The 21,034-nt window shown below is 73.4% G+C and carries 26 protein-coding genes; 14 read left to right on the forward strand and 12 right to left on the reverse strand.

Annotated elements, in window-relative coordinates; all coding sequences use genetic code 11:
* Positions 1 to 5: 5 nt before the first annotated feature.
* Entirely contained in the window at positions 6 to 1,547 is a 1,542-nt protein-coding gene (locus ACN27D_RS31895; RefSeq protein WP_421500768.1) for an ArnT family glycosyltransferase, read from the reverse strand.
* 108 nt (positions 1,548 to 1,655) lie between these two features.
* On the opposite strand from ACN27D_RS31895, the gene ACN27D_RS31900 reads away from it, so the two are divergent.
* The 6 genes from ACN27D_RS31900 to ACN27D_RS31925 all read left to right on the forward strand — a co-directional run bounded on the left by ACN27D_RS31900 (position 1,656) and on the right by ACN27D_RS31925 (position 5,572).
* Positions 1,656 to 2,144, forward strand: coding sequence for a GNAT family N-acetyltransferase (locus ACN27D_RS31900; protein WP_421500769.1), 489 nt, complete (start codon positions 1,656 to 1,658; stop codon positions 2,142 to 2,144).
* A 67-nt stretch (positions 2,145 to 2,211) separates the two neighbouring features.
* Positions 2,212 to 2,766: an isochorismatase family protein gene (locus ACN27D_RS31905; RefSeq protein WP_421500770.1), complete on the forward strand. Its 555-nt coding sequence runs from the start codon at positions 2,212 to 2,214 to the stop codon at positions 2,764 to 2,766.
* Positions 2,767 to 2,924: 158 nt separating this feature from the next.
* Entirely contained in the window at positions 2,925 to 3,452 is a 528-nt protein-coding gene (locus ACN27D_RS31910) for a DUF2087 domain-containing protein (protein ID WP_421500771.1), read from the forward strand.
* Complete coding sequence (locus tag ACN27D_RS31915) at positions 3,449 to 3,958, forward strand: GNAT family N-acetyltransferase (RefSeq protein WP_421500772.1); 510 nt, start codon at positions 3,449 to 3,451, stop codon at positions 3,956 to 3,958. Before ACN27D_RS31910 ends, ACN27D_RS31915 begins: the two co-directional genes overlap by 4 nt.
* Before the next feature lie 74 nt (positions 3,959 to 4,032).
* Complete coding sequence (locus ACN27D_RS31920) at positions 4,033 to 4,467, forward strand: Hsp20/alpha crystallin family protein (protein ID WP_121683763.1); 435 nt, start codon at positions 4,033 to 4,035, stop codon at positions 4,465 to 4,467.
* A gap of 115 nt (positions 4,468 to 4,582) precedes the next feature.
* Positions 4,583 to 5,572: a tyrosine-type recombinase/integrase gene (locus ACN27D_RS31925; RefSeq protein ID WP_421500773.1), complete on the forward strand. Its 990-nt coding sequence runs from the start codon at positions 4,583 to 4,585 to the stop codon at positions 5,570 to 5,572.
* Between the two features lie 55 nt (positions 5,573 to 5,627).
* Here the strand turns inward: ACN27D_RS31925 and ACN27D_RS31930 are convergent, their stop codons facing one another.
* The gene (locus ACN27D_RS31930; protein WP_355511704.1) at positions 5,628 to 5,999 is read right to left on the reverse strand and encodes a VOC family protein; all 372 of its coding nucleotides are present in this window, start codon (positions 5,997 to 5,999) and stop codon (positions 5,628 to 5,630) included.
* A gap of 99 nt (positions 6,000 to 6,098) precedes the next feature.
* Here ACN27D_RS31930 and ACN27D_RS31935 point away from each other — a divergent pair, with 99 nt between their 5' ends.
* Entirely contained in the window at positions 6,099 to 6,557 is a 459-nt protein-coding gene (locus ACN27D_RS31935) for a hypothetical protein (protein WP_120569903.1), read from the forward strand.
* Between the two features lie 3 nt (positions 6,558 to 6,560).
* Here the strand turns inward: ACN27D_RS31935 and ACN27D_RS31940 are convergent, their stop codons facing one another.
* From ACN27D_RS31940 to ACN27D_RS31950, 3 genes are all read right to left on the reverse strand, one after another.
* On the reverse strand, positions 6,561 to 7,247 hold the full coding sequence (locus tag ACN27D_RS31940; RefSeq protein WP_374669042.1) for a thymidine kinase: 687 nt from the start codon (positions 7,245 to 7,247) through the stop codon (positions 6,561 to 6,563).
* 97 nt (positions 7,248 to 7,344) lie between these two features.
* Positions 7,345 to 8,736: an MFS transporter gene (locus ACN27D_RS31945; RefSeq protein ID WP_421500774.1), complete on the reverse strand. Its 1,392-nt coding sequence runs from the start codon at positions 8,734 to 8,736 to the stop codon at positions 7,345 to 7,347.
* 20 nt (positions 8,737 to 8,756) lie between these two features.
* Positions 8,757 to 9,524 (reverse strand): glycerophosphodiester phosphodiesterase family protein, encoded by a 768-nt coding sequence (locus tag ACN27D_RS31950; RefSeq protein ID WP_120569900.1) that lies wholly within the window; start codon positions 9,522 to 9,524, stop codon positions 8,757 to 8,759.
* A gap of 88 nt (positions 9,525 to 9,612) precedes the next feature.
* Here ACN27D_RS31950 and ACN27D_RS31955 point away from each other — a divergent pair, with 88 nt between their 5' ends.
* Positions 9,613 to 10,059 (forward strand): helix-turn-helix domain-containing protein, encoded by a 447-nt coding sequence (locus ACN27D_RS31955; protein ID WP_421500775.1) that lies wholly within the window; start codon positions 9,613 to 9,615, stop codon positions 10,057 to 10,059.
* Positions 10,052 to 10,420, forward strand: a complete 369-nt coding sequence (locus ACN27D_RS31960; RefSeq protein WP_252453289.1) for a DUF4180 domain-containing protein — start codon at positions 10,052 to 10,054, stop codon at positions 10,418 to 10,420. The genes ACN27D_RS31955 and ACN27D_RS31960 overlap by 8 nt, the downstream gene beginning before the upstream one ends.
* Positions 10,421 to 10,578: 158 nt before the next feature.
* On the opposite strand, the gene ACN27D_RS31965 is transcribed toward ACN27D_RS31960, so the two are convergent.
* Both ACN27D_RS31965 and ACN27D_RS31970 read right to left on the reverse strand, forming a co-directional pair.
* Positions 10,579 to 11,229 (reverse strand): flavodoxin family protein, encoded by a 651-nt coding sequence (locus tag ACN27D_RS31965; protein WP_421500776.1) that lies wholly within the window; start codon positions 11,227 to 11,229, stop codon positions 10,579 to 10,581.
* A gap of 62 nt (positions 11,230 to 11,291) precedes the next feature.
* Positions 11,292 to 12,059, reverse strand: coding sequence for a lysophospholipid acyltransferase family protein (locus ACN27D_RS31970; RefSeq protein ID WP_421500777.1), 768 nt, complete (start codon positions 12,057 to 12,059; stop codon positions 11,292 to 11,294).
* 195 nt (positions 12,060 to 12,254) lie between these two features.
* Between ACN27D_RS31970 and ACN27D_RS31975 the strand changes: the two genes are divergently transcribed.
* Together ACN27D_RS31975 and cydB are read left to right on the forward strand one after the other, a co-directional pair.
* The gene (locus ACN27D_RS31975; protein WP_252453295.1) at positions 12,255 to 13,667 is read left to right on the forward strand and encodes a cytochrome ubiquinol oxidase subunit I; all 1,413 of its coding nucleotides are present in this window, start codon (positions 12,255 to 12,257) and stop codon (positions 13,665 to 13,667) included.
* Positions 13,668 to 13,684: 17 nt separating this feature from the next.
* On the forward strand, positions 13,685 to 14,683 hold the full coding sequence (gene cydB, locus ACN27D_RS31980) for a cytochrome d ubiquinol oxidase subunit II (protein ID WP_121684271.1): 999 nt from the start codon (positions 13,685 to 13,687) through the stop codon (positions 14,681 to 14,683).
* A 71-nt stretch (positions 14,684 to 14,754) separates the two neighbouring features.
* Here the strand turns inward: cydB and ACN27D_RS31985 are convergent, their stop codons facing one another.
* Together ACN27D_RS31985 and ACN27D_RS31990 are read right to left on the reverse strand one after the other, a co-directional pair.
* A complete protein-coding gene (locus ACN27D_RS31985) occupies positions 14,755 to 15,444 on the reverse strand; it encodes a hypothetical protein (RefSeq protein WP_421500778.1) in 690 nt (229 codons plus the stop codon).
* Between the two features lie 65 nt (positions 15,445 to 15,509).
* Entirely contained in the window at positions 15,510 to 15,974 is a 465-nt protein-coding gene (locus ACN27D_RS31990) for a peroxiredoxin (RefSeq protein WP_256487405.1), read from the reverse strand.
* A 90-nt stretch (positions 15,975 to 16,064) separates the two neighbouring features.
* Here ACN27D_RS31990 and ACN27D_RS31995 point away from each other — a divergent pair, with 90 nt between their 5' ends.
* Both ACN27D_RS31995 and ACN27D_RS32000 read left to right on the forward strand, forming a co-directional pair.
* A complete protein-coding gene (locus ACN27D_RS31995) occupies positions 16,065 to 16,457 on the forward strand; it encodes a YciI family protein (RefSeq protein WP_421500779.1) in 393 nt (130 codons plus the stop codon).
* Between the two features lie 19 nt (positions 16,458 to 16,476).
* Positions 16,477 to 17,700 (forward strand): RNA polymerase sigma factor, encoded by a 1,224-nt coding sequence (locus ACN27D_RS32000; RefSeq protein ID WP_421500780.1) that lies wholly within the window; start codon positions 16,477 to 16,479, stop codon positions 17,698 to 17,700.
* An 18-nt stretch (positions 17,701 to 17,718) separates the two neighbouring features.
* Here ACN27D_RS32000 and ACN27D_RS32005 read toward each other — a convergent pair whose 3' ends face one another.
* The gene (locus tag ACN27D_RS32005) at positions 17,719 to 18,552 is read right to left on the reverse strand and encodes a patatin-like phospholipase family protein (RefSeq protein ID WP_421500781.1); all 834 of its coding nucleotides are present in this window, start codon (positions 18,550 to 18,552) and stop codon (positions 17,719 to 17,721) included.
* 72 nt (positions 18,553 to 18,624) lie between these two features.
* On the opposite strand from ACN27D_RS32005, the gene ACN27D_RS32010 reads away from it, so the two are divergent.
* On the forward strand, positions 18,625 to 19,353 hold the full coding sequence (locus tag ACN27D_RS32010) for an SDR family NAD(P)-dependent oxidoreductase (RefSeq protein ID WP_393379608.1): 729 nt from the start codon (positions 18,625 to 18,627) through the stop codon (positions 19,351 to 19,353).
* Between the two features lie 50 nt (positions 19,354 to 19,403).
* On the opposite strand, the gene ACN27D_RS32015 is transcribed toward ACN27D_RS32010, so the two are convergent.
* Both ACN27D_RS32015 and ACN27D_RS32020 read right to left on the reverse strand, forming a co-directional pair.
* The gene (locus ACN27D_RS32015; RefSeq protein ID WP_255419521.1) at positions 19,404 to 19,529 is read right to left on the reverse strand and encodes an MFS transporter small subunit; all 126 of its coding nucleotides are present in this window, start codon (positions 19,527 to 19,529) and stop codon (positions 19,404 to 19,406) included.
* On the reverse strand, positions 19,526 to 20,944 hold the full coding sequence (locus tag ACN27D_RS32020) for an OFA family MFS transporter (RefSeq protein ID WP_120569887.1): 1,419 nt from the start codon (positions 20,942 to 20,944) through the stop codon (positions 19,526 to 19,528). Before ACN27D_RS32020 ends, ACN27D_RS32015 begins: the two co-directional genes overlap by 4 nt.
* Positions 20,945 to 21,034 lie beyond the last annotated feature (90 nt).

The following is a 21,034-nucleotide window of genomic DNA, read 5'->3' on the forward strand; positions in this document are numbered from 1 at the left end:
GTATCTCAGGAGCCGTGGCGTACCTCGGTGTCCCAGATCTGTGACCACGGACGCCGCAGTCCCCGCGCGACGAAGATCGGCTCGCCGTTCTCGTCGTTGTCGACGTCGACCCGCTGGTCGACCCGGCCCGCCTCGGTGACCTCGGTGAACCAGGCACGCAGCGGCTCCGGGCGGGACCAGCCGACGACGATCACCACGTCGGCGTCGTCCGGCGGCCGGCCGAACGTGGCCATGCTGTTGTGCCCGGAGTACGCGCGCGGCAGTGCCCGGGCCGGCCCGTACCGGGCCAGTGCGCCGGCCTCGCCGTAGTTGCCGGTCAGCACCACCGCCCGGTCGCGCTCGGCCGGGGGCAGCGCGCGGTGCACGGCGGCCACCGAGTCGGCGAACTCGGGCCAGCCGATGGTCTCGCCCGCGTCGTAGTTGGCCGCGACCACGAACCCGGGCAGCCGGTCGGCCGGCAGCGTGGGCAGCAGCAGCACCGCGCTGCTCGCGGCCATCAGCACGACGGCGGTGACCAGTAGCGCCTGCCGGGCCCGGGCCGCACCGCGCCGCGCCCACTCGACGGCCGGCACCACCCCGGCGGCGGTGAGCACCAGCAGCAGCGGCGCGTCGTAGTAGCCCTTGCCGCCGGCCACCACCACGATCGCGACCACCACCAGCCACGCCCAGGCCAGCGACCGGTACGCCGCCCAGGACGGCCGGCGCAGCAGCGCGACCAGCCCGGTGATCCACACCGGAACCGCGAACGGGCTGATGATCAGGAACTGGAGCACCACCGCGTCGATCCGGCCGCTGTAGGAGCTGTCGCCGTCGGCGATCGACGCGGCGACGTCGAGCTGCGGGAAGCCGTGCGCTGCCTGCCACGCCGCGTACGGCACGGCGAGCAGCAGGGCGACGCCCGCTCCGGCGAGCACCCACCGGTCGCGCAGCAGCCGGCGCGGCCCGGCGATCAGCACACCGGCGGCCAGGCCCACGCCGAGCAGGGCGGGCAGCGGCTTGTTGAGCAGGCCGATGCCGAGCGCCAGCCCGGCACCGAGCGCCCACCGGGTGTCGCCGGTGCGCAGCATCCGTACCACGTAGAGCGCGGCGGCCAGCCACACCAGCAGGTCGACGCTCGTGGTGCTGAGCAGGTGGCCCCCGGCCAGGACGATGCCCGAGGCGGCGGCGAGCACCGCCGCGGCCGTCTGGGCGACGCGGCCGGCGCCGAACTGCCGGGCGATCGCGGCGACCAGGACCACCGCCGCGCCGCCGATGAACGCCGACGGGGTACGCAGCACCACCAGGTTGCCCGGCGCGATCGTGTCGGTCAGCCGTGCCAGCGCCGGCACGAGCGGCCCCTGGTCGACGTAGCCCCAGTCGAGGTGCCGCCCGCACAGCAGGAAGTACAGCTCGTCGCGGTGGTAGCCGTAGCGGCCGGCGAGCGACAGCAGCACGGCGGTGAGGACCGCGCCGACCGCCAGGGGCACTGCGGTACGCGGACCGGCGGGCGGCGGGCCACCGGGCGCGGCGGCCTCGCTCCGATCGATGTCGGCGACTGATTCGGCCACCTGTCCATGATGGCCCCGGCCGGTGGTCCGCCGATGCCCCGCCGCCCTCGGCCGGGTGGACGGAAACCGGTGGCCGGACGGCCGGGGCGGCGGCTAGCGTGCGCGCCGATGCTGATTCGTGACTACACCGACGCCGACTGGGACCAGGTCGGGCCGATCCTCGCCGACGTCGTCACCGCCGCCGACACGTTCCCGTACGACCCGGACTGGCCGCCGGAGACGTTGCGGGAGGTGTGGGTGGAGCGCCCGCCGGGGCGTACCTCGGTCGCGGTGGGCCACGACGGCGCGGTGCGCGGCACCGCGAAGATGGGCCCGAACCGGCCCGGGCCGGGGTCGCACGTGGCGACGGCCAGTTTCATGGTCGCGGCGCACGCCCGCGGCCGGGGTGTGGGCCGGGCGCTGTGCGAGGAGGCGCTGGACTGGGCCCGCCGGCAGGGTTTCGCCGCGATGCAGTTCAACGCCGTGGTGGAGACCAACACGGCGGCCGTGGAGCTGTACCGGCGGCTCGGCTTCAGCGTGATCGGCACCGTGCCGGAGTCGTTCGCGCACCCGGCGCGGGGACGGGTGGGGCTGCACGTCATGCACCGGCGGCTGTGAGCGCGAACCGGAACTGTCGGGGGCCGGGGCTAGGTTGACCTGGACCGTCACCACCCGAGGAGCCGCCATGACCACGCTCACCGACCGCCCGCGCACCGCGCTGCTCGTCGTCGACGTGCAGAACGGCGTGGTGCGCGGCGCCCACGACCGCGACCGGGTCGTCGCCACCATCGCCGGCCTGGTCGACCGGGCCCGCGCCGCCGACGTTCCGGTGGTGTGGGTGCAGCACCGCAGCGACGACCTGCCGGTTGACAGCGAGCAGTGGCGGATCGTGCCCGAGTTGACGCCACGCGACGACGAGCCGCTGGTGCACAAGGCCTACGGCGACTCCTTCGAGGACACCGACCTGGAGCCGGTGCTCGCCACCGCGCGGGTGGGCCGGCTGGTCGTGACCGGCGCGCAGACCGACGCGTGTATCAGGTCGACGCTGCACGGGGCGTTCACCCGCGGCTACGACGCCACGCTCGTCGCCGACGCGCACACCACCGAGGACCTGTCCGCCTACGGCGCGCCGCCGCCCGCGCAGGTGATCGCCCACACCAACCTCTACTGGCGTTTCCAGACCGCGCCGGGGCGTACCGCCGGCACCGTCGACGCCGCCGACGTGGACTTCGCCGCCTGACCCACCTGACCCGCCTGACCCACCTGACCTGCGGGCTCGCCGGTCGGCGTCGGAGCCCGCGCGGGCCGGCGCCGCGAACCGCACGGCCGTCGGCGCGGGCCGGGCGCGGCACGAAAACGCCTGGCCGGATCCGGCGGGTTGCTGACAGGCTGCCCGCCATGACCGCTCATGCCCTCGCCGGGGCGCTCGCCGACGAGCGCCGCCGGACCGTGTTCGCCGCGATCGTGCTCGGCGCCCGGGACGTGCCGGCCGTGGTGGCCCGCACCGGCCTGCCCGCCCGCGACGCCGCAGTGGCCGTCCGCCGTCTCATCGACGCCGGGGTGCTCGCCGACGACGAGGGCGGGCTGCGGGTCGACGCCGAGCGGCTGCGCGAGTTCGCCCGGGCCGGTGCGGCGTCCCCGGCGGTCCCGGCCGGGAACCCGCGCGAGGCGATCCTGCGCACGTTCCTGCGCGACGGCGCGCTGACCCGGCTGCCCGCGCAGCGGGGGCGCCGCCGGGTGCTGCTGGAACACATCACCGAACGCAGCTTCGAACCCGGGCGGCGCTACCCGGAGCGGGAGGTGAACGACGCGCTGCGCCGATGGTGCGAGGGCGGCGAGGCAGACCACGTGACGCTGCGCCGCTACCTGATCGACGACATGCTGCTCACCCGCGAGCAGGGCGTCTACTGGCGGACCGGGCCGTGACCGGCTGGAGCACGCGGGCCGCGCGCCCGGACGAGCCGGACGCGACGCTGATGTTGCGCGAGTACATGGCGGAGATGGTGCGCCGCTGGTACGGCCGTCCGGAGCGGCCCGGTGAGGTGGACGCCGCGCTGGCCGAGGACCCGAGCGACGACCTGGCCCCGCCGACCGGGCTGCTGGTGCTGGCCCGCCGCGACGGCCGGCTCGCCGGGTGCGCCGGGCTCAGGTGGCAGCCGGGCTGGGCCGAACTGACCCGGGTGTACGTGCGCCCGGAGCACCGGGGCGCCGGGGGCGGTGCGGCGCTGATCGCGGCGATCGAGGCGTACGCGGCCGGCGGCGGGGCGACGCGGATCCGGCTGGACACCCGCTCCGACCTGGTCGAGGCGCGTGCCCTGTACGCCCGGCACGGCTACCGGGAGATCCCCGCCTTCAGCAGCGGTCCGTACGCGCAGCACTGGTTCGAGAAGGCGCTCGCGGGCCGGGTTGACGACGCGGCGGAGGCGCGCTAAAACAGAACCAGGAACTTGAGTCACCCGGACTCAACTTGAGACCTTGGGCCAGGAGAACCGAGGAGGCAAGAGCCATGTTGATGCGTACCGACCCGTTCCGCGAGATCGACCGGATCGCCGAGCAGTTCTTCGGCACCACCGCCCGGCCCGCCGTGATGCACCTGGACGCGTACCGCGACGGTGACCACTTCTACGCGGCGTTCGACCTGCCCGGCGTGGACCCGGACAGCATCGACTGCACCGTCGAGCGCAACGTGCTGACCGTCCGCGCCGAGCGCCGCCGTCCCACCGGTGAGAACGTCGAGCTGGTCGCCGCCGAGCGTCCGATGGGCACGTTCACCCGGCAGCTGTTCCTGGGCGACACGCTCGACACCGACCGGCTGGAGGCCGGCTACGACAACGGGGTGCTGACGCTGCGCATCCCGATCGCCGAGCGCGCCAAGCCGCGCCGGATCACCGTGAGCACGCCCGCCGAGGGCAACGGCCGGCGTCAGCTCACCACCGCCTGAGCACGTCACACCGACACGCGGGGGAGGCCGGGCCACCGGCCGACCCCGCTTCGTCGTACCGGCGGATCAGCGCGCCTCGTCGCCAAACCCCCCGCCGGCTGAGAACCTTTCTCACATGCTTCGCCCCGAGGTGCTGCCCCGCGCCCGCCCCGCCGCCCTGCCCGCCGGCCCGGCCGACGTCACCGAGGCGTGGCTGCGCAACCGGCGGCTGTCCGAGCACACCCGCGACGCGTACCGCCGCGACGTCACCGGCTGGTTGACCTGGTGCGCCGAGCACGCCGTCGACCCGCTGCGGGCCACCTTCCTCGACGTCAACACCTACGGCCGCGAACTGGAGTCCACACCCCGCGGCCGCGCCAGCCGCCCGCTCACCCCGGCCACCGTCGCGCGCCGGCTGTCCGCGCTGTCGAGCTGGTACGACTTCCTCGTCAAGCTGGGCGCGGTGCCCGCCAACCCGGTGTCGGCGGCGGACCGGCCGCGCGTCGACCGGGACCACTCCGCCACCGTCGGCCTCACTCCCGACGAGGTCGACGCGCTGATCGCCGCCGCCGAGGCCGACACCGGCCCGGCCGCCGCCCGCAACCAGGCCGCCGTCGCGCTGCTGGCCGACCTGGGGCTGCGGGTCGGGGAACTGGTCGCGCTCGACGTGTCCGACCTGGGCACGGAACGCGGTCACCGCAGCGTCCGCTTCGTCGGCAAGGGCGGCAAGGTACGCCGGCGCGCGCTCACCCCGGGCACCGCGTACGCGGTCGACGCCTACCTGGCCGCCCGGGCCGCCGCGCAGGGTGTCACCGTGCCGGAGCTGACCGGTCCACTGCTGATCACCGCCACCGGCGGCCGGATGGACCGGCACGCCGTGTTCCGGCTGGTGCGCCGCCTCGCGCAGCGGGCCGGGATCGCCGCGTGGGCGAAGTTGTCGCCGCACTCGCTGCGCCACGCGTTCGCCACCACGGCGCGCTCGGAGGGGGTGCCGCTGGAGGACGTACAGGACGCGATGGGGCACGCCGATCCGCGTACCACCCGCCGCTACGACCGGGACCGGCACAACCTGGACCGCGATCCGGCGTACGCGATCTGGGCGGCCCGGGCCCGCCGCCGCGGCTGACCGCCACCAGCCGCGCAGCGGGCCGCGGAGCACTGCGGCCCGCTGCGCCGACCGGTCAGCCCTGGGGGCGGGGGCAGAGGCAGAACGGCTGCCCGATCGGGTCGATCAGCACGGTCCACCGCTCGCCGCCGGGCTGGAAGTCGGGCCGGGTCGCGCCGGCCGCCACCAGGTCCTTCTCCGCGACCGCCACGTCGTCGACGTAGAGGTCGAGGTGGTAACGCTTGTTGCCGCTCTCGTCCGGCCATGCCGGCGGCGTGTACCCGGGCACCAGGCCGAACCCGATCGCCGGACCGTCCTTGACGATCATGGCGTACTCGGCCTCGCTGTGGGTTATCTCCCACCCCAGCGCCTTGGCGTAGAAGGCGGCGTGCGCGGCCGGGTCGGAGCTGTCGATACTGATCATGGCGATGTCGGCGTGAGCTGTCATGCGGACAGTCTGCCGCCGATGCCCGCCATTTGCTGTCCGGTACGAGCGCGCGTCGCAACCGGCTGCGCGTCACCGTCCGGTTGCCTACCGTCGACAGTGATGGGCAGGCAGCGGGAGTGGCACCACACGGCCCGGCGTCGCCGGCCGCTACGCGCGGGCGTGCTGATCGCCGGTCTCGGCGTGGGCACCTGCCTGATCGGGGTGGCCGGGCTGGCGGCGTGGAACGCGCAGGTGGTGCTCCAGGCCGACGGGCCCGTGCGGGAGACCGCCGACGGGTTCTTCCGCGACGTCGCAGCCGGCGACACCGACGCGGCGTACGAGCGGCTGTGCGCCGAGGCCCGCGGCAAGTGGAGCCGTACCGGCTTCGGGAGCTGGGTGCGGACCCCGCCCCAGGTGAGCGGCTACGAGATCGTCGACGTGTCGGTGGCGACCCGGTCCGGCAAGCCGACGGGGACGGTGATCGTGCGGATCAACCGCGACGGCGGTGGCAGCGAGGAACGTGAGTTGCCGGTCGTGCCGGAGGGCGGGTCGTGGCGGGTGTGCGGGGATCCCTTCTGAGGCTCAAGCACGCGGGCCGAGGTCGCCCGAGCGGTAGTGGCGCCGGCACAGCACCTGGTAGCGCACGTCGGCGGTGTCCACGGTGTCGCCGATGACCACCTGCGCGCCCTCGCGGACCACCCGGCCGCCGACCACACGGGCGTTGAGCAGCCCTTCCCGGCCGCACCAGCACAGCACCTCGACCTGGATGCGGGCCACCTCGTCGGCCAGCTCGAACAGCCGCTGCGCGGCCGGGAACAGGCAGGAGCGGAAGTCGGTGGCCAGGCCGAAGGCGTAGACGTCGACGTCGAACCGGTCGACCAGCTCGGCCATCTGCTCGATGTGTTCGAGGTTGTAGAACGAGGCCTCGTCGCAGATCAGGTAGTCCACCCGTACCCCCTCGGCCCACGCGTCGCGGACCAGGACGCGCAGGTCGAGGTCGTCGGTGACCTCGACGGCCTCGTGGGCCAGGCCGATGCGGGTGGTGACCTGCGGGCCCAGCGAGCGGTCGATGCGGGTGGTGACCAGGCCGCGGCGGCCCTGCCGGGCGTGGTTGTGGTTCATCTGCAACGCCATGGTGGACTTGCCGCAGTCCATCGGCCCCCAGAAGAACTTGAGCGCGGCGGCGTGCAGCGGCCGGCCGTCGACGCCGCGGGCGGCGGCGCAGCCGGAGGCTCGGTCGTCGCCGGGCCCCGGCAGGGGGCGGGCCAGGCAGGTCGGGGCGGCGTCGTCGGTCACGTCGGGGCAGCCTAGTCCATCGACGCCGCCTGATCCGGCCCGCGATGATCCACAGGTCGGGGCGCGGGGGTCAGAGCACCCGGGGCGGGGTGTTGCCGGCGGCGATGATGGCCCGGCGCATCGGCACGGCGGCCAGCAGCGCGAAGCCGACCACGAAGAAGATCAGCAGCGACACCAGGCCGACCCGGTACGACGAGGTCAGCTGGAAGACCAGGCCGAACGCCAGCGGGCCGAGCCAACTGGTGCCCTTGTCGCTGATCTCGTAGAAGCCGTAGTACTCGCCCTCCTTGCCGGCGGGGATGAGCTGGCTGAACAGCGACCGGCTCAGCGCCTGGCTGCCGCCGAGGACCAGGCCGATGCAGCCGCCGAGGATCATGAACGGCACGGGTGCCTCGGCCGGCAGCCGGAACGCGGCGATGATCACACCGGTCCAGAGCACCAGGGACAGCAGCACGGTCTTCCAGGCGCCGATGCGCTTGGCGAGCGCGCCGAGGGCGAGCGCGCCGCCGAAGGCGAGGAACTGCACCAGCAGGATGGTCACGATCAGCGTGCTCTGCTCCAGCCGCAGTTCCTCGGTGCCGTACTGGCTGGCCAGGGTGATGACGGTCTGGATGCCGTCGTTGAAGACCAGGAACGCGAGCAGGAAGTACAGCGTCAGCGGGTACGCCTTGATTTCGCGCAGGGTGCGCCCGAGCTGCCGGAACCCGTCGGTGAGCACGTTGCCGCCCGCCTGCAGGGCCGCGGCGGTGGGGTGTTCGCGCAGCCAGCGCAGCGGGACCAGGGTGAACGCGGCCCACCACACGCCGGCCGACACGATCGACCAGCGGGCCAGGTCCAGCGTGCGCTGGGCGTTGCCCTCCTCGCTGAGCATGGTGACCGCGACCAGGTTCAGCGCGAGCAGCAGGCCGCCGCCGAGGTAGCCGATGGCCCAGCCGCGGCTGGAGATGCCGTCGCGTTCGTCCGGGCCGCCGAGTTGCGGCAGGAACGAGTTGTAGACGACCACGGCGGCGCCGAAGGAGATGTTCGCGATCAGGAACAGCGCGCCGCCGAGCAGGTAGCGCTCGCCGGTGACGAACGCGAACGCGATGGTCGCGCCGGCGCCGGTGAACGCGGCGCCGGCCAGCAGCCGCTTCTTGTGCGCCGACCGGTCGGCGATCGCGCCGATCACCGGCAGCACGAACACGGTGAGGAAGACCGACAGCGAGATCAGGTACGGGTAGAACGACCCGGCGGCGACCTTGACGCCCAGCGGGTACACGGCCCCGTTGCAGCTGTCCGCGCCCAGTTCGCAGCCGGCGGCGAGTTCGGTGACGGTGGTCAGGAACGGCCCGAGGAAGACCGTGATGACTGTGGTCTGGAACGCGGAGTTCGCCCAGTCGTAGAAGTACCAGCCGGTGCGCTCGCGGCGGGTGCTGCCCGGTCCGGCGGGGTCGGCGACGGCGGGGGTGACCGTATCGGCCATCGGGGGTCGTCCTCGGGGGCTCAGGCGGCCCAGTGGCCGCGACTGCGATAGACGTCACGGAGCACGCTGACGTGATCGGTCATGATGCCATCCACACCAAGATCAAGTAAGTGGTGCATCTGGGCGGGTTCGTCGATCGTCCAGACGTGCACCTGCAACCCGATCCGGTGGCAGTACGCGAGGAACCGCCGGTCCACCACCGGCACCCGGCCGAAGGAGACCGGCACCTGTGCGGCGACCACGGACGGGGGCAGCCGCAGCGGCCGTCCGTGCAGCGAGGCCAGCCGTAGCCGGGCCACGCCGCGCATGCCGAGGCTGGTGGCGGCCTTCGGCCCGGCCAGTGCCCGCAGCCGGGCCAGCCGGGCGTCGCTGAACGAGGCGAGCAGCACCCGCTCGCCCGCGCCCGCCCGGGTGACAGTGGCGACTGTGGGTTCCACGCCGCCGTCGGACTTCACGTCGATGTTGAACCGCACCTGCGGCCAGGCGCCGAGCACCTCGTCCAGGCGGGGGACCAGCGCGGCGCCGCCGACGCGTACCGAGGACAGGTCGGCCCACCGCAGGTCCGCGATGCGGCCCGGCTCGCCGGTGACCCGGCGCAGCGTCGGGTCGTGGAAGACCACCGGTACCCCGTCGGCGGTGGCGTGCACGTCGGTCTCCACGTACCGGTAGCCGAGGGCGACGGCACGGGCGAACGCGGCGGCGGTGTTCTCGTCGCCGTCGGCCGCGCCGCCGCGGTGGGCGAACGCCAGCGGCGCGGGCGCGTCGAGGTAGCCGTGACGGGGCTGCACGCGGGCAGTATGCCCGGCGTGGGTGGCGCGCACACGGCCGGGCGGCGAAATTACCTATCGTTCCCTTAGATGGCTAGGATAGGGTGCGATGAGTAACGACATGTACTCGGTGGAGCAGGTTGCGGACCTGCTCGGCCTGCACGTGCGCACCGTGCGCGGCTACATCCGCTCCGGCCGGCTGCGGGCCACGCGGATCGGCAAGCAGTACCGGATCGCCCGCGCGGACCTGGACGCGCTGACCGGCCGGTCCGCGTCGCCCTCGGCACCGGGGGCGGAGGTGTCGAGCGTCGTGCGCCTCGACGGCGTCGACCGGGCCGCCGCCGACCGGCTCGGCACGCTGGTGCTGGCCGGTGTGAACACCCACCACGACCCGGACCGTCCGCTGCGCGTGCAGACGGTCCACGACGAGGAGCGGCACCGCATGACCATCGTGATCCTGGGCGACCTGACCGCCACCGCCGACCTGCTGCGCCTGCTCGACGGGGTGCTCGACGGCGGCAACGGCCTGCTCGGCGGGGAGCGCGGCCGTGGCTGACCTGATGCAGGAGCGCGCCGGCGTGCCGGTGCTGGTCTGCGACCCGGACGGCCCGCCGATCGCCACCGAACGCGACGCGCTGGACCTGATCGGCGCGGCGTTCCTCGGCGCGACAGTGGTGGCGGTGCCGGCCGACCGGCTCGATCCCGACTTCTTCACGCTCGGCACCCGCTTCGCCGGTGAGGTGATGCAGAAGTTCGTCAACTACCGGCTGCGCCTGGCGATCGTCGGCGACATCTCCGCGCATCTGGAGCGCAGCGGCGCGCTGCGCGCCCTGGTGGCCGAGTCCAACCGGCACGACCAGGTGTGGTTCGTCCCGGACCTGACCGCCCTCGACGACCGCCTGCGCGCCACCCCCTGACCCACCCCCGCCCCGTCCCGCCCCCGCGCTCGCCTCGCCTCGTCGATCTTGCGGTTGCGGCCCTCGTCGGGGGCGGTTGGCCGGGTTCGCCCGGGCACCAACTGCAAGATCGACGGCGGTGCGCGCAGGCGGCCAGCGCGGCCGGGGTCGGGGCCGGGTCAGCCGGGCTGGGTGCTGGGGCCGACGCCCGCGTCGCGGGTTCCGGGCGGCGGGTAGGGCCGCTCCGCGAGCAGCCGGGCCAGGTGGGCGCTGTTGAGCGCCAGCGCGGCGGTGGTGCGGCCGGTCGTGTCGGGTTTGGGGCGGGCGTAGACGTAGTCGGTCTTGTGCAGCGCCTCCCCGACCCAGTACGTGGCCCCGGCGGCCGGGCAGGTGAACCCCACCTCGTTGAGCGCCTGCTGCACCTCGGCGATGGTGTGGTGCGCGCCGTCCTCGTTGCCGACCACGGCCACCCCGCCGACCTTGCCGTAGGTGCGCAGGCGGCCCTGCTCGTCGATCTCGGACAGCTCGGCGTCCAACCGTTCGAGGACCATCTTGGTCACCGACGAGGGCTGACCGAGCCAGATCGGCGTGGCGATGATCAGGATCTGGGCGGCGAGCAGCTTGGCGCGGATGTCGGGCCAGCCGTCGCCGTCGCCCTCGTCGACGGACACCCCGAAGCGCACGTCGTGGTCGACCACCCGGACGATCTCGCCGTCGACACCCTGATCGGCCAGCGCGTCGAGCACCTCCTGGCCGAGCACCTGCGAACTGGACGTGGCCGGGGAGCGCTTCAGGGTGCAGTTGAGAACGAGTGCTCGAACAGCGGTCATGGCCGGGTCCTCTCCGCGTACGGGATGCGCGGCTTGATACCCGCGACCGGGCCCGGGATGCGTCAGCCGGTACGGCGGCGGTGCGCGCGACTGTCGTCCACCGGGCGGCCGGGGTCGACGTGCCGGGGCCGATCGGGCTCGTCGGGGCGCAGCGGCACGAGGTCCTCGGTGATCGCGTCGATGATCCGGTCGGTGGCCCGCCGGGCCGCGCCGGGGGAGTCCGACCGCAGGTCGTCCAGCGGCACCGGGGCGCCGAAGTGCACCCGGATGACGGGCCGGCGGGCGACCGCCCGCGCCACCGCGCCCAGCATTCCCCTGGGCGCCCGGTAGGGCAGCACCTCGTGCGAGCCCCACTGGGCCACCGGTACGACGGCGGCGCCGCTGGCGAACGCGAGCCGGGCCGCGCCGGTCTTGCCCCGCTCGGGCCACATGCCCGGGTCGAGCCCGATGCGTCCCTCCGGGTAGACCAGCACCACCGAACCGCCGGCCACGGCCCGGGCGGCGACCTCCAGCGAGCGGTGCACCGCGGCGGTGCCGCGGTCGACGCGGATGTGCCCGGCGCGGCGCATCAGCGCCCCGATCACCGGGGCGCGGAACAGCCCGCCGGTCGCCATGATCCGGGGCGCGACGCGCCGGACCCGGCAGGCGGCGGCGAGCACCACCGGGTCGAACGGGCTGATGTGGTTGGCGGCCAGGACCAGCGGGCCGTGGCGCAGCGCGTCGGGCACGTCGCCGGTGACCTCCAGCCGGCAGACCAGCCCGACGACCGCGCGGGCGAGCGTCTGCGCGCCCCGCCACAGCAGCGGCGCGCGCCAGGGGGTGCTGTTCATCAGTGCTGGATCGTCGCACGAGCCGGGGCGACCCCGGTGCCCGGCACGGGTGAGCCCGGGACCGTAGGTCCTCCGGCAAGGGTGATCAGGGTCATTGGTCCCGGGCCGGGTGGGGCCCTGCGGCCCTGCTGCTTTCTCTACGACGACGAGTAGTATCTACTACGTCTCGTAGTATGCACAGCTGGGGGTTTTCTGGTGGACGCGTTGGACGTCGCCCGCTGGCAGTTCGGTGTCACCACCGTCTACCACTTCTTGTTCGTGCCGTTGACCATCGGCCTCTCCGTGCTGGTGGCGATCCTCCAGACCATGTGGCACCGCACCGGCAACGAGCGGTACCTCAAACTCACCAAGTTCTACGGCAAGCTCTTCCTGATCAACTTCGCGATGGGTGTGGTCACCGGCATCGTGCAGGAGTTCCAGTTCGGCATGAACTGGAGCGACTACTCCCGCTTCGTCGGCGACATCTTCGGCGCGCCGCTGGCCATCGAGGCACTGGTCGCGTTCTTCCTCGAATCCACCTTCATCGGCCTGTGGATCTTCGGCTGGGACCGGCTGCCCAAGCGCCTGCACCTGGCCGCGATCTGGGCCGCCGCGATCGGCACCAACCTGTCGGCGTACTTCATCCTCGCCGCGAACTCGTTCATGCAGAACCCGGTCGGCTTCCGGATCAACCCGGAGAGCGGCCGCGCCGAGCTGACCGACTTCGTCGCCGTGCTCACCAACAAGGTCGCCCTGGTCACCTTCCCGCACACCCTGGCCGGCGCGTTCCTGGTCGCCGGGTCGCTGATGGTGACCGTCGGCCTGTGGCACGTGATGCGCAACCGCGACAGCGCCGACACCGGCGCGTACCGCTTCGCCACCAAGCTCGGCTCCTGGGTCGTCCTGTTCTCCTCGGCGCTGGTCGTCCTCACCGGCGACATCCAGGGCAAGATCATGACCGACGTGCAGCCGATGAAGATGGCCGCCGCCGAGGGCCTCTACACCACCGAGAGCCCCGCCTCGTTCTCCGTGCTCACGGTCGGCAGCCTCGACGGCAGCCGCGAGCTGTTCGCCATCAAGATCCCGTACCTGCTGTCGTTCCTCGGCACCGGCGACCCCAACGGCACCGTCCAGGGCATCAACGACCTCCAGGCCCAGTACGCCAGCCAGTACGGCCCCGGCAACTACGCCCCGATCATCCCGGTCACCTACTGGAGCTTCCGGTTCATGATCGCCTTCGGGCTGGCCGCCGCCGCGATCGCGCTGCTGGTGCTGTGGAGCCAGCGCAAGGGCCGCACCCCCACCAGCAAGTGGCTGCTGCGCGCCGGCCTGGTCATGCCCGTGCTGCCGCTGCTGGCCAACTCCTTCGGCTGGATCTTCACCGAGATGGGCCGCCAGCCGTGGATCGTCTTCGGCGAGATGCTCACCCGTGACGGCGTGTCCCGCAGCGTCTCCCTGACCGAGGTGCTCACCTCCTTCACCGCGTTCACACTCATCTACGCCGTCCTCGCGGTGGTCGAGTTCAAGCTGCTGGTCCGCTACGCCCGCGCCGGCGTACCGGACGTCACCCCGCAGACCGACGACGACGACACCGACGACGCCGAGCGCCCGCTGGCGTTCGCCTACTGACACCCCGGAGCCCAACCGTGGAACTGACGACCGTCTGGTTTCTCCTCGTAGCAGTGCTCTTCACCGGCTACTTCATCCTCGAAGGCTTCGACTTCGGCGTCGGGATGCTGCTGCCGGTGCTCGGCCGCGACGACCGGCAGCGCCGCGTCCTGATCAACACCATCGGCCCGGTCTGGGACGGCAACGAGGTGTGGCTGATCACCGCCGGCGGCGCCATGTTCGCCGCCTTCCCCGAGTGGTACGCCACCCTGTTCTCCGGCTTCTACCTGCCGCTGCTGCTCATCCTGCTGGCCCTGATCGCCCGCGGCGTCGCCTTCGAGTACCGCCACAAGCGGCCCGAGGCGTCCTGGAAGCGCCGCTGGGACCAGGCCATCTTCTGGGGCTCGGCGATCCCGGCCGTGCTGTGGGGCGTGGCGTTCGCCAACATCTTCCGCGGCGTGCCGCTGGACGCCGACCACGAGTACGTCGGCGGCCTGTTCGACCTGCTCAACCCGTACGCGCTGCTCGGCGGCCTGACCACGCTGGGGCTGTTCCTCACCCACGGCGCGGTGTTCCTGGCGCTGAAGACCACCGGTGACATCCGCGAGCGCGCCGGCGCACTCGCCGTCAAGCTCGGCGTCGGCACCGCCGTGGCCGCTGTGGCGTTCCTGAGCTGGACGCTGACCATCCGTTCCAGCGCCGCCGCCGTCGTGCTCGCCGTCGGCGCCGCCCTCGCCCTGCTCGGCGGTCTGGCCGCGGCCAGGGTACGCCGGGAGGGCTGGGCGTTCACCGGTACGGCGGTGGCCATCGCGCTGGCCGTGGCGACGCTGTTCGCCGCGCTGTTCCCGAACGTGATGCCGTCCACCCTGGACGCGGCCGGCACGCTGACGGCCACCAACGCCGCGTCCACCCCGTACACCTTGAAGATCATGACCTGGGTCGCAGTGGTGTTCACGCCGATCGTGCTGGCGTACCAGGGTTGGACGTACTGGGTGTTCCGCCGCCGGATCGGGGTACAGAACATTCCGCAACACTGATCGACCTGTGGGCGCAGGGGACGCGGGGCCGGTGCGAGGGGGTCGCACCGGCCCCGCGGGGCGTCACGGGGTCAGCGCGCCTCGCGCAGCTCCGCCAGCCGCGCCTCGATCTCAGCCAGCTCGGCGCGCAGCTTCTCCGCCTGCTGCTCGGCCTCGGCCCGCTCGGCGGCCAGGATCTGCTCCACCGCCTCCTGCACGCCGGGCACGTCGACCAGCGCCACCATCCGCAGCGCCTCGGCCGGCTTCACCACGTACGGCCGGGCCAGCGCCTTCGTGCCCTGCTGCGCGGCCACCGTCCACTCGCCCTCGGCGTAGGCGAGCGTCACGGTCAGCCCCGGCGGGGTCTTCGGCTTGGCGGCCTTCACCGCTCGCTTCGCCGGCTTCGGCTCCGCCGGCGGCTGCTCGGTCTTCGGCTCCTCCCGTCGCGGCGCGGGCACCCGCCGCGTGTCCAGCACGAACGCGGGCTCCGGCGGCGCGGCCGGCGCCTGCTCCGGTTCCGGCTTCGCCTCGGCCGCCGGACGCCGCCCGGCGCCCTTGGGGGCGATCGCCACGTCGGCGGGGGAGAAGGGCAGCTCGTCGCGGCCGAACCGCACCACCACGAACTCCTCCGACGCCGCCGGGTCGGTCAGCTCCACCACCTGCCCGAGCTGCCCGGCCATCTGCCCGGCCGCCTCGGTGAACACCACCCGGGGCTTGCGGCCAGCCGCAAGAGCCTCCCGGATTCCCTGAACCTCGTCAGTGGACAAACCCTGACCCGCCATCACGCCCTCTTCCGTACACCTGTTTGACGCAGCCTTGATACCAGCCGGCTGCGACACCGCGATGATCAGCCCCCGAGAGCCCGCAGCGCCGCGTCGGCGTGCTCGTTCATGCTCAGCTCGCTGTGCACCACGGCGAGCACCCGCCGGTCGGTGCCGATCACGAACGTCATCCGCCGGGTGCTCAGCGCGCCCAGCGGCAGCCGCCGCCGCACCCCGAACGCCCGCGCCACCTCGCCGTCGGCGTCGGACAACAGCGGATAGCCGAGCCCGTGCCGGCGGGAGAACTCCGCCTGCCGCTGCACCGGATCCCGGCTGATCCCCACCCGCTGCGCGCCCACCGCCGCGAACTCCGCCGCCAGGTCCCGGAAGTGGCAGCTCTCCGCCGTGCAGCCCCGCGTCATCGCCGCCGGGTAGAAGAACAGCACCACCGGACCGGCGGCCAGGAACTCCGACAGGCGCCGTGGCGTGCCCGTCTCGTCCGGCAGCGTGAAATCCTCGACCAGGTCACCGACACCCACCGCGTCACTCATGACGCGAGGATATGTAGACATCGGCGATCCCGCTCCGTCGTACCGGGCGAGCGGCGGGGAGACACCGCCGCACGACGCGAAGGACAGACAGTGAAGTACGTGATCATGATCCACTCCAACCCGGAGCCGTGGGGCCACCCCACCTCCGAATACCTCGCCGCCCACCAGGAGCTGCCCGCCGAGGTACGCGACCGGCTCAACGCCGACTTCGAGCAGATGATGACCGAGCTGCACGCCAACGGTGAGCTGGTCGTCGGCGAGGCGCTCGCCGACCCCCGAACCGCGCGGCTCTACCGGTGGGCCGACGGCGCACCGCTGGCGACCGACGGCCCGTACTCCGAGGCCAAGGAACACCTCGCCGGCTTCTTCCTCATCGACGTCGAGGACCAGGCCCGCGCCGAAGCCGTCGCCGCGAAGTTCGCCGGCCCCGGGGAGACCGTCGAGCTGCGGCCCTCGATGTGGCCGGGCGGGTCCGATCAGTAACGCCACGCCCCTCGCGGACGTGTGGCGCCGGGAGGCGCCGCACGTCCGCGCCGCGCTGCTGCGCCGATACGGGCAACCCGACGCCTGCGAGGACGCCGTCCAGGACGCGGCGGAGGCCGCAGCCGCCCGGTGGCCGCTCACCGGCGTCCCCGACGAACCCCGCGCCTGGCTCATCCAGGTCGCCGCACGGCGGCTGATCGACCGGATGCGCGCCGAGGCGGCCCGGACCCGCCGCGAGCGGCTCGACGCGGTCCGGGAACCGGGCGCCGGCGTCGTACCGCCCGTCGACGACGACACGCCCGTGACCGGCGCCGACGACACGTTGCGGCTGCTGTTCCTGTGCTGCCACCCGGCGCTGAGCCGCCCCTCGCAGGTCGCGCTGACCCTGCGCGCGGTCGCGGGGCTGCGGGTGGAGCAGATCGCCGCCGCCTACCTGGTGCCGGCCCGGACCATGACCCAACGGCTGAGCCGGGCCCGCGCGACGCTGCGCGAGGCGGGTGCCCGGTTCACGATGCCGCCACCGGACGCGCTGCCCGCCCGGGTGGCCGCCGTGCTCGACGTGTGCCACCTGGTGTTCAGCGAGGGCTACACCCGCACCTCCGGTGACCAGCTCGTCGACGTGGAACTCGCCGAGGAGGCGATCCGCCTCACCCGGCAGGTCCACGCGGCGCTGCCCGACCACCACGAGGTCACCGGTGCGCTGGCGTTGATGCTGCTCACCCACGCCCGGTCGCCCACCCGTACCGACGCCGCCGGTGACCTCGTGCCGCTGGCCGACCAGGACCGCTCCCGCTGGCGACGCGACCTCATCGACGAGGGCGTCGCGCTGCTCGGCCGGGCTCTGCCCCACGGCCCGGTGGGCCGCTACCAGCTCCAGGCGGCCATCGCCGCCGTGCACGCCGAGGCGCCGGCCTTCGGCGACACCGACTGGCTGCAGATCAGCGTCCTCTACGACATGCTGAGCCGGGTCGCCCCCAGCCCGTTCGTCACGCTCAACCAGGCCGTCGCCGTGGCCATGGCGCACGGCCCCGACGTCGGGCTGGCGCTGCTCGACCCGCTGCTGGCCGACCCGGCGATGCGCCGCCACCACCGGCTGCACGCCGTCCGCGCCCACCTGCTCGAACTCGACGGCGACGCGCAGGGCGCCGCCGAGCACTACAAGCTGGCCGCCCGCCTCACCGGCAGCCTGCCCGAACAGCGCTACCTCAACCGGCGGCTGGCGCGCCTGACCAGCGACTCCTGATCCGTCCAGCGGCTGCGGTCACCGCCACACCCCGGCCACCTCGCCGGCCACCGCCTCGGCCTGCGCGAACCCGGCCCGCGCCGACGCCGCCCGCCGCGCCGGGTCGAGCACGTTGCGGCCGATCGCCGTGCGCGCCGCCCGGTCCGGCGACACCACAGCCACCCGCGCACCCGCCTCCCGCAACGCCGCCACCTGCGCCGACAGCCGCGGCATCGGCCCCACCGCCGCGCGCGTCGGCGCCAGGACCACCACCCGATCGCAGCCGGCCGCCAGATCCGCGTTCACCGGCGAGCGGACCCCGCCGTCGACGAAGCGCCGGCCGCCGACGGTGACCGGCGGCCACACCCCCGGCACCGCGCAGCTGGCGCCGACCGCGTCCACCAGCGGCACCCCGCTGTCCGCGTCGAACACCACGAACTCGCCGGAGGCCGCGTCCACGGCGGTGACCAGCAGCCGCGCCGCCGGCCAGTCCGGCGACGGCAGCCGGGCCGCGATCACCGCCCGCCGCGACTGCTCCGACGGGGTACGCGCCGACAACGCCATCGCGCCGATACGCGCCCGGGCCCGCGCCGCATCCCGGCCCCGACCGCCCGCCCACGCCCAGCGCAACAGCACCCCCGTCCCGAGCCGGGCCGGCACCTCGTCGCGGGGCGGCCGCAACTGCGCCTCGTACAACTGCGCCGGCGGCGTACCCGAGCGCACCTGCGCCCCGACCACCGACCCGGCCGACGTGCCCACCACCAGGTCCGCCTCGTCCAGCCGCAGGCCGTTCCCGGCCAGCCCGGCCAGCAGACCCAGCTCCCAGGCCACCCCGGTCACCCCGCCACCACCCAGCACCAACGCCCGCCCCATGTGACAGTCCTCTCCACCCCGGATGGTCCCGCCCACGGTAACGTCGCCCCCACCGCACAGGGGAGAAGGGCATTGACCTCCGTCACCATCATCACCGGGGGAGGGCGCGGCATCGGCGCGGCCACCGCCCGCCGGCTCGCCACCGAGGGCCACGACCTGGTCATCGGCTACCGCGCCGACCACAACGCCGCCGAGGCGGTGGCCGCCGACGTGCGCGCCGCCGGCCGCCGCGCGGTCACCGTCGCCGCCGACACCACCGACCCCGACGAGGTACGCCGGATCTTCGACGCCGCCGACCGGCTCGGCCCGCTCACCGGCCTGGTCAACAACGCCGGCGTCACCAGCCCGATCGGCCCGTTCACCGACCTGCGCGTCGACGACCTGCGCGAGGTCGTCGACGTCAACCTCATCGGGTACGTCCTGTGCGCACAGCAGGCGGCGCGGAGGCTCACCCGCGGCGGCGCCATCGTCAACGTCTCCTCCGTGGCCGCGACGCTCGGCTCACCCGGGGAGTACATCCACTACGCCGCCGTCAAGGCCGCCACCGACACCCTCACCGTCGGGCTCGCGAAGGAACTGGCGCCGCACGGCATCCGCGTCAACGCCGTCGCCCCTGGCATCATCCGCACCACGATCCACGCCCGCTCCGGCGTGCCCGACCGTCCCGACACCGCCGCCGGGCGGATCCCGATGGGCCGCGCGGGGGAACCCGAGGAGGTCGCCGGCGCGATCGCGCACCTGCTCGGCGCGGACGCCTCGTACACCACTGGCGCCGTCCTGCGCGTCGGCGGCGGTCTCTGACCTGACGGCGGCCGGGGGGTTGCCGCCCCCGGGCCGCCGCGTCGCGTCTCCTACTGGGTGAACAGCTTCGCCGCCGTGATCACGGTCTGCACCACGCCGTAGCCCAGCAGCGCCGACACCACCAGCCACGACACCACCAGGCGAACCAGCTGCCCGCCGCCGCTGTGCTCGTTCACGATCCGCTCCTCTCCGTCGCCCCCGGCTGTCCCTGCTCCGTCTCGCCCCGCCCGGACGCGGGCTCGTGGTAACGCTGCGGCACCGGCCGTACCAGCAGGTTCGCCACCAGCCCCACCGCCAGCAGGCCGACCATCGTGAACAGCGCCGGCCGGTACGCCGCCGCGGTCAACGTGCCCGGCTCGCCCTGCGCGTCGAGGAACCCGTTGACGATCAGCGGTCCGGCCACGCCCGCCGCCGACCACGCGGTCAACAGCCGGCCGTGGATCGCGCCCACCTCGAACGTGCCGAACAGGTCCCGCAGGTACGCCGGAATGGTCGCGAACCCGCCACCGTAGAACGACAGGATCACGGACGCCAGCAGCACGAACAACGCCGTCGAGGTCTGCCCCACCAGCGCCAGCACCAGGTACAGCACCATGCCCACGCCCAGGTACACCACGTAGATCGGCTTGCGGCCGATCACATCCGACGTGGACGACCACACGAACCGGCCCGCCATGTTGAACAGCGACAGCAGTCCCACGAACCCGCCGGCCGCCGCCACCGACACCGCCGACGTGCCGCCGTCGCGGAAGAAGTCCTGGATCATCGGGCTGGCCTGCTCCAGGATGCCGATCCCCGCCGTCACGTTGCAGAACAGCACCACCCACAGCAGCCAGAACGACCGTGTCCTGACCGCGTTGGCCGCCGACACGTTCGCGGTGGTCACCAGCGGCTTCTCGGCCACCTGGGCCGGGTCGAACCCGGCCGGGCGCCAGCCCGGCGCCGGCACCCGCACGTTGAACACCCCGAACATCATGATCACGAAGTAGCCGACGCCGAGCGTCACGAACAACCACACCAGCGCCGACCCCGACGCGGTGGAACCACTGTCGGACGGGTCGTAACCGGCGTCGTAGAACGACAGCAGCTGCCGGGACAGGGGAGAGGCAACCATCGCCCCACCACCGAACCCCATGATCGCCAACCCGGTCGCCAGACCCGGGCGGTCCGGGAACCACTTGATCAACGTGGAGACGGGGGAGATGTACCCGATCCCCAGACCGATGCCGCCCAGCACCCCGTACCCCAGATACAGCAGCCACAACTGCCCGGTCGCGATGCCCAGCGCCCCGACCAGGAACCCCGCCGCCCAGAAACACGCCGAGACGAACATCGCCTTACGCGGCCCGTTCGCCTCCACCCACGTACCGGCCACCGCGGCCGACAACCCCAGCATCACGATCGCGATGCTGAAGATCACCCCGATCGCCGTCTGCCCCGTGTCGAAGTGCGCGATCAGGGAGTTCTTGTACACGCTCGTGGCGTACACCTGCCCGATGCACAGATGGATCGCCAGCGCCGCCGGAGGGATCAGCCAGCGGCTGTACCCCGGCGGCGCGACGGTGTGCCGACGATCGAGTGCGGAAAGCATCGTTGCTTCCTCCGTCCAGATGGCGAGAACACCCGCGTTCATGCCCCCACCGCACGCTGCGCCCAAACCCGCCCCGCGCCCGGCGGTCGA

This window comes from Micromonospora sp. WMMD1274 (assembly GCF_049179035.1).
Taxonomy (GTDB): Bacteria; Actinomycetota; Actinomycetes; order Mycobacteriales; family Micromonosporaceae; genus Micromonospora; species Micromonospora tulbaghiae.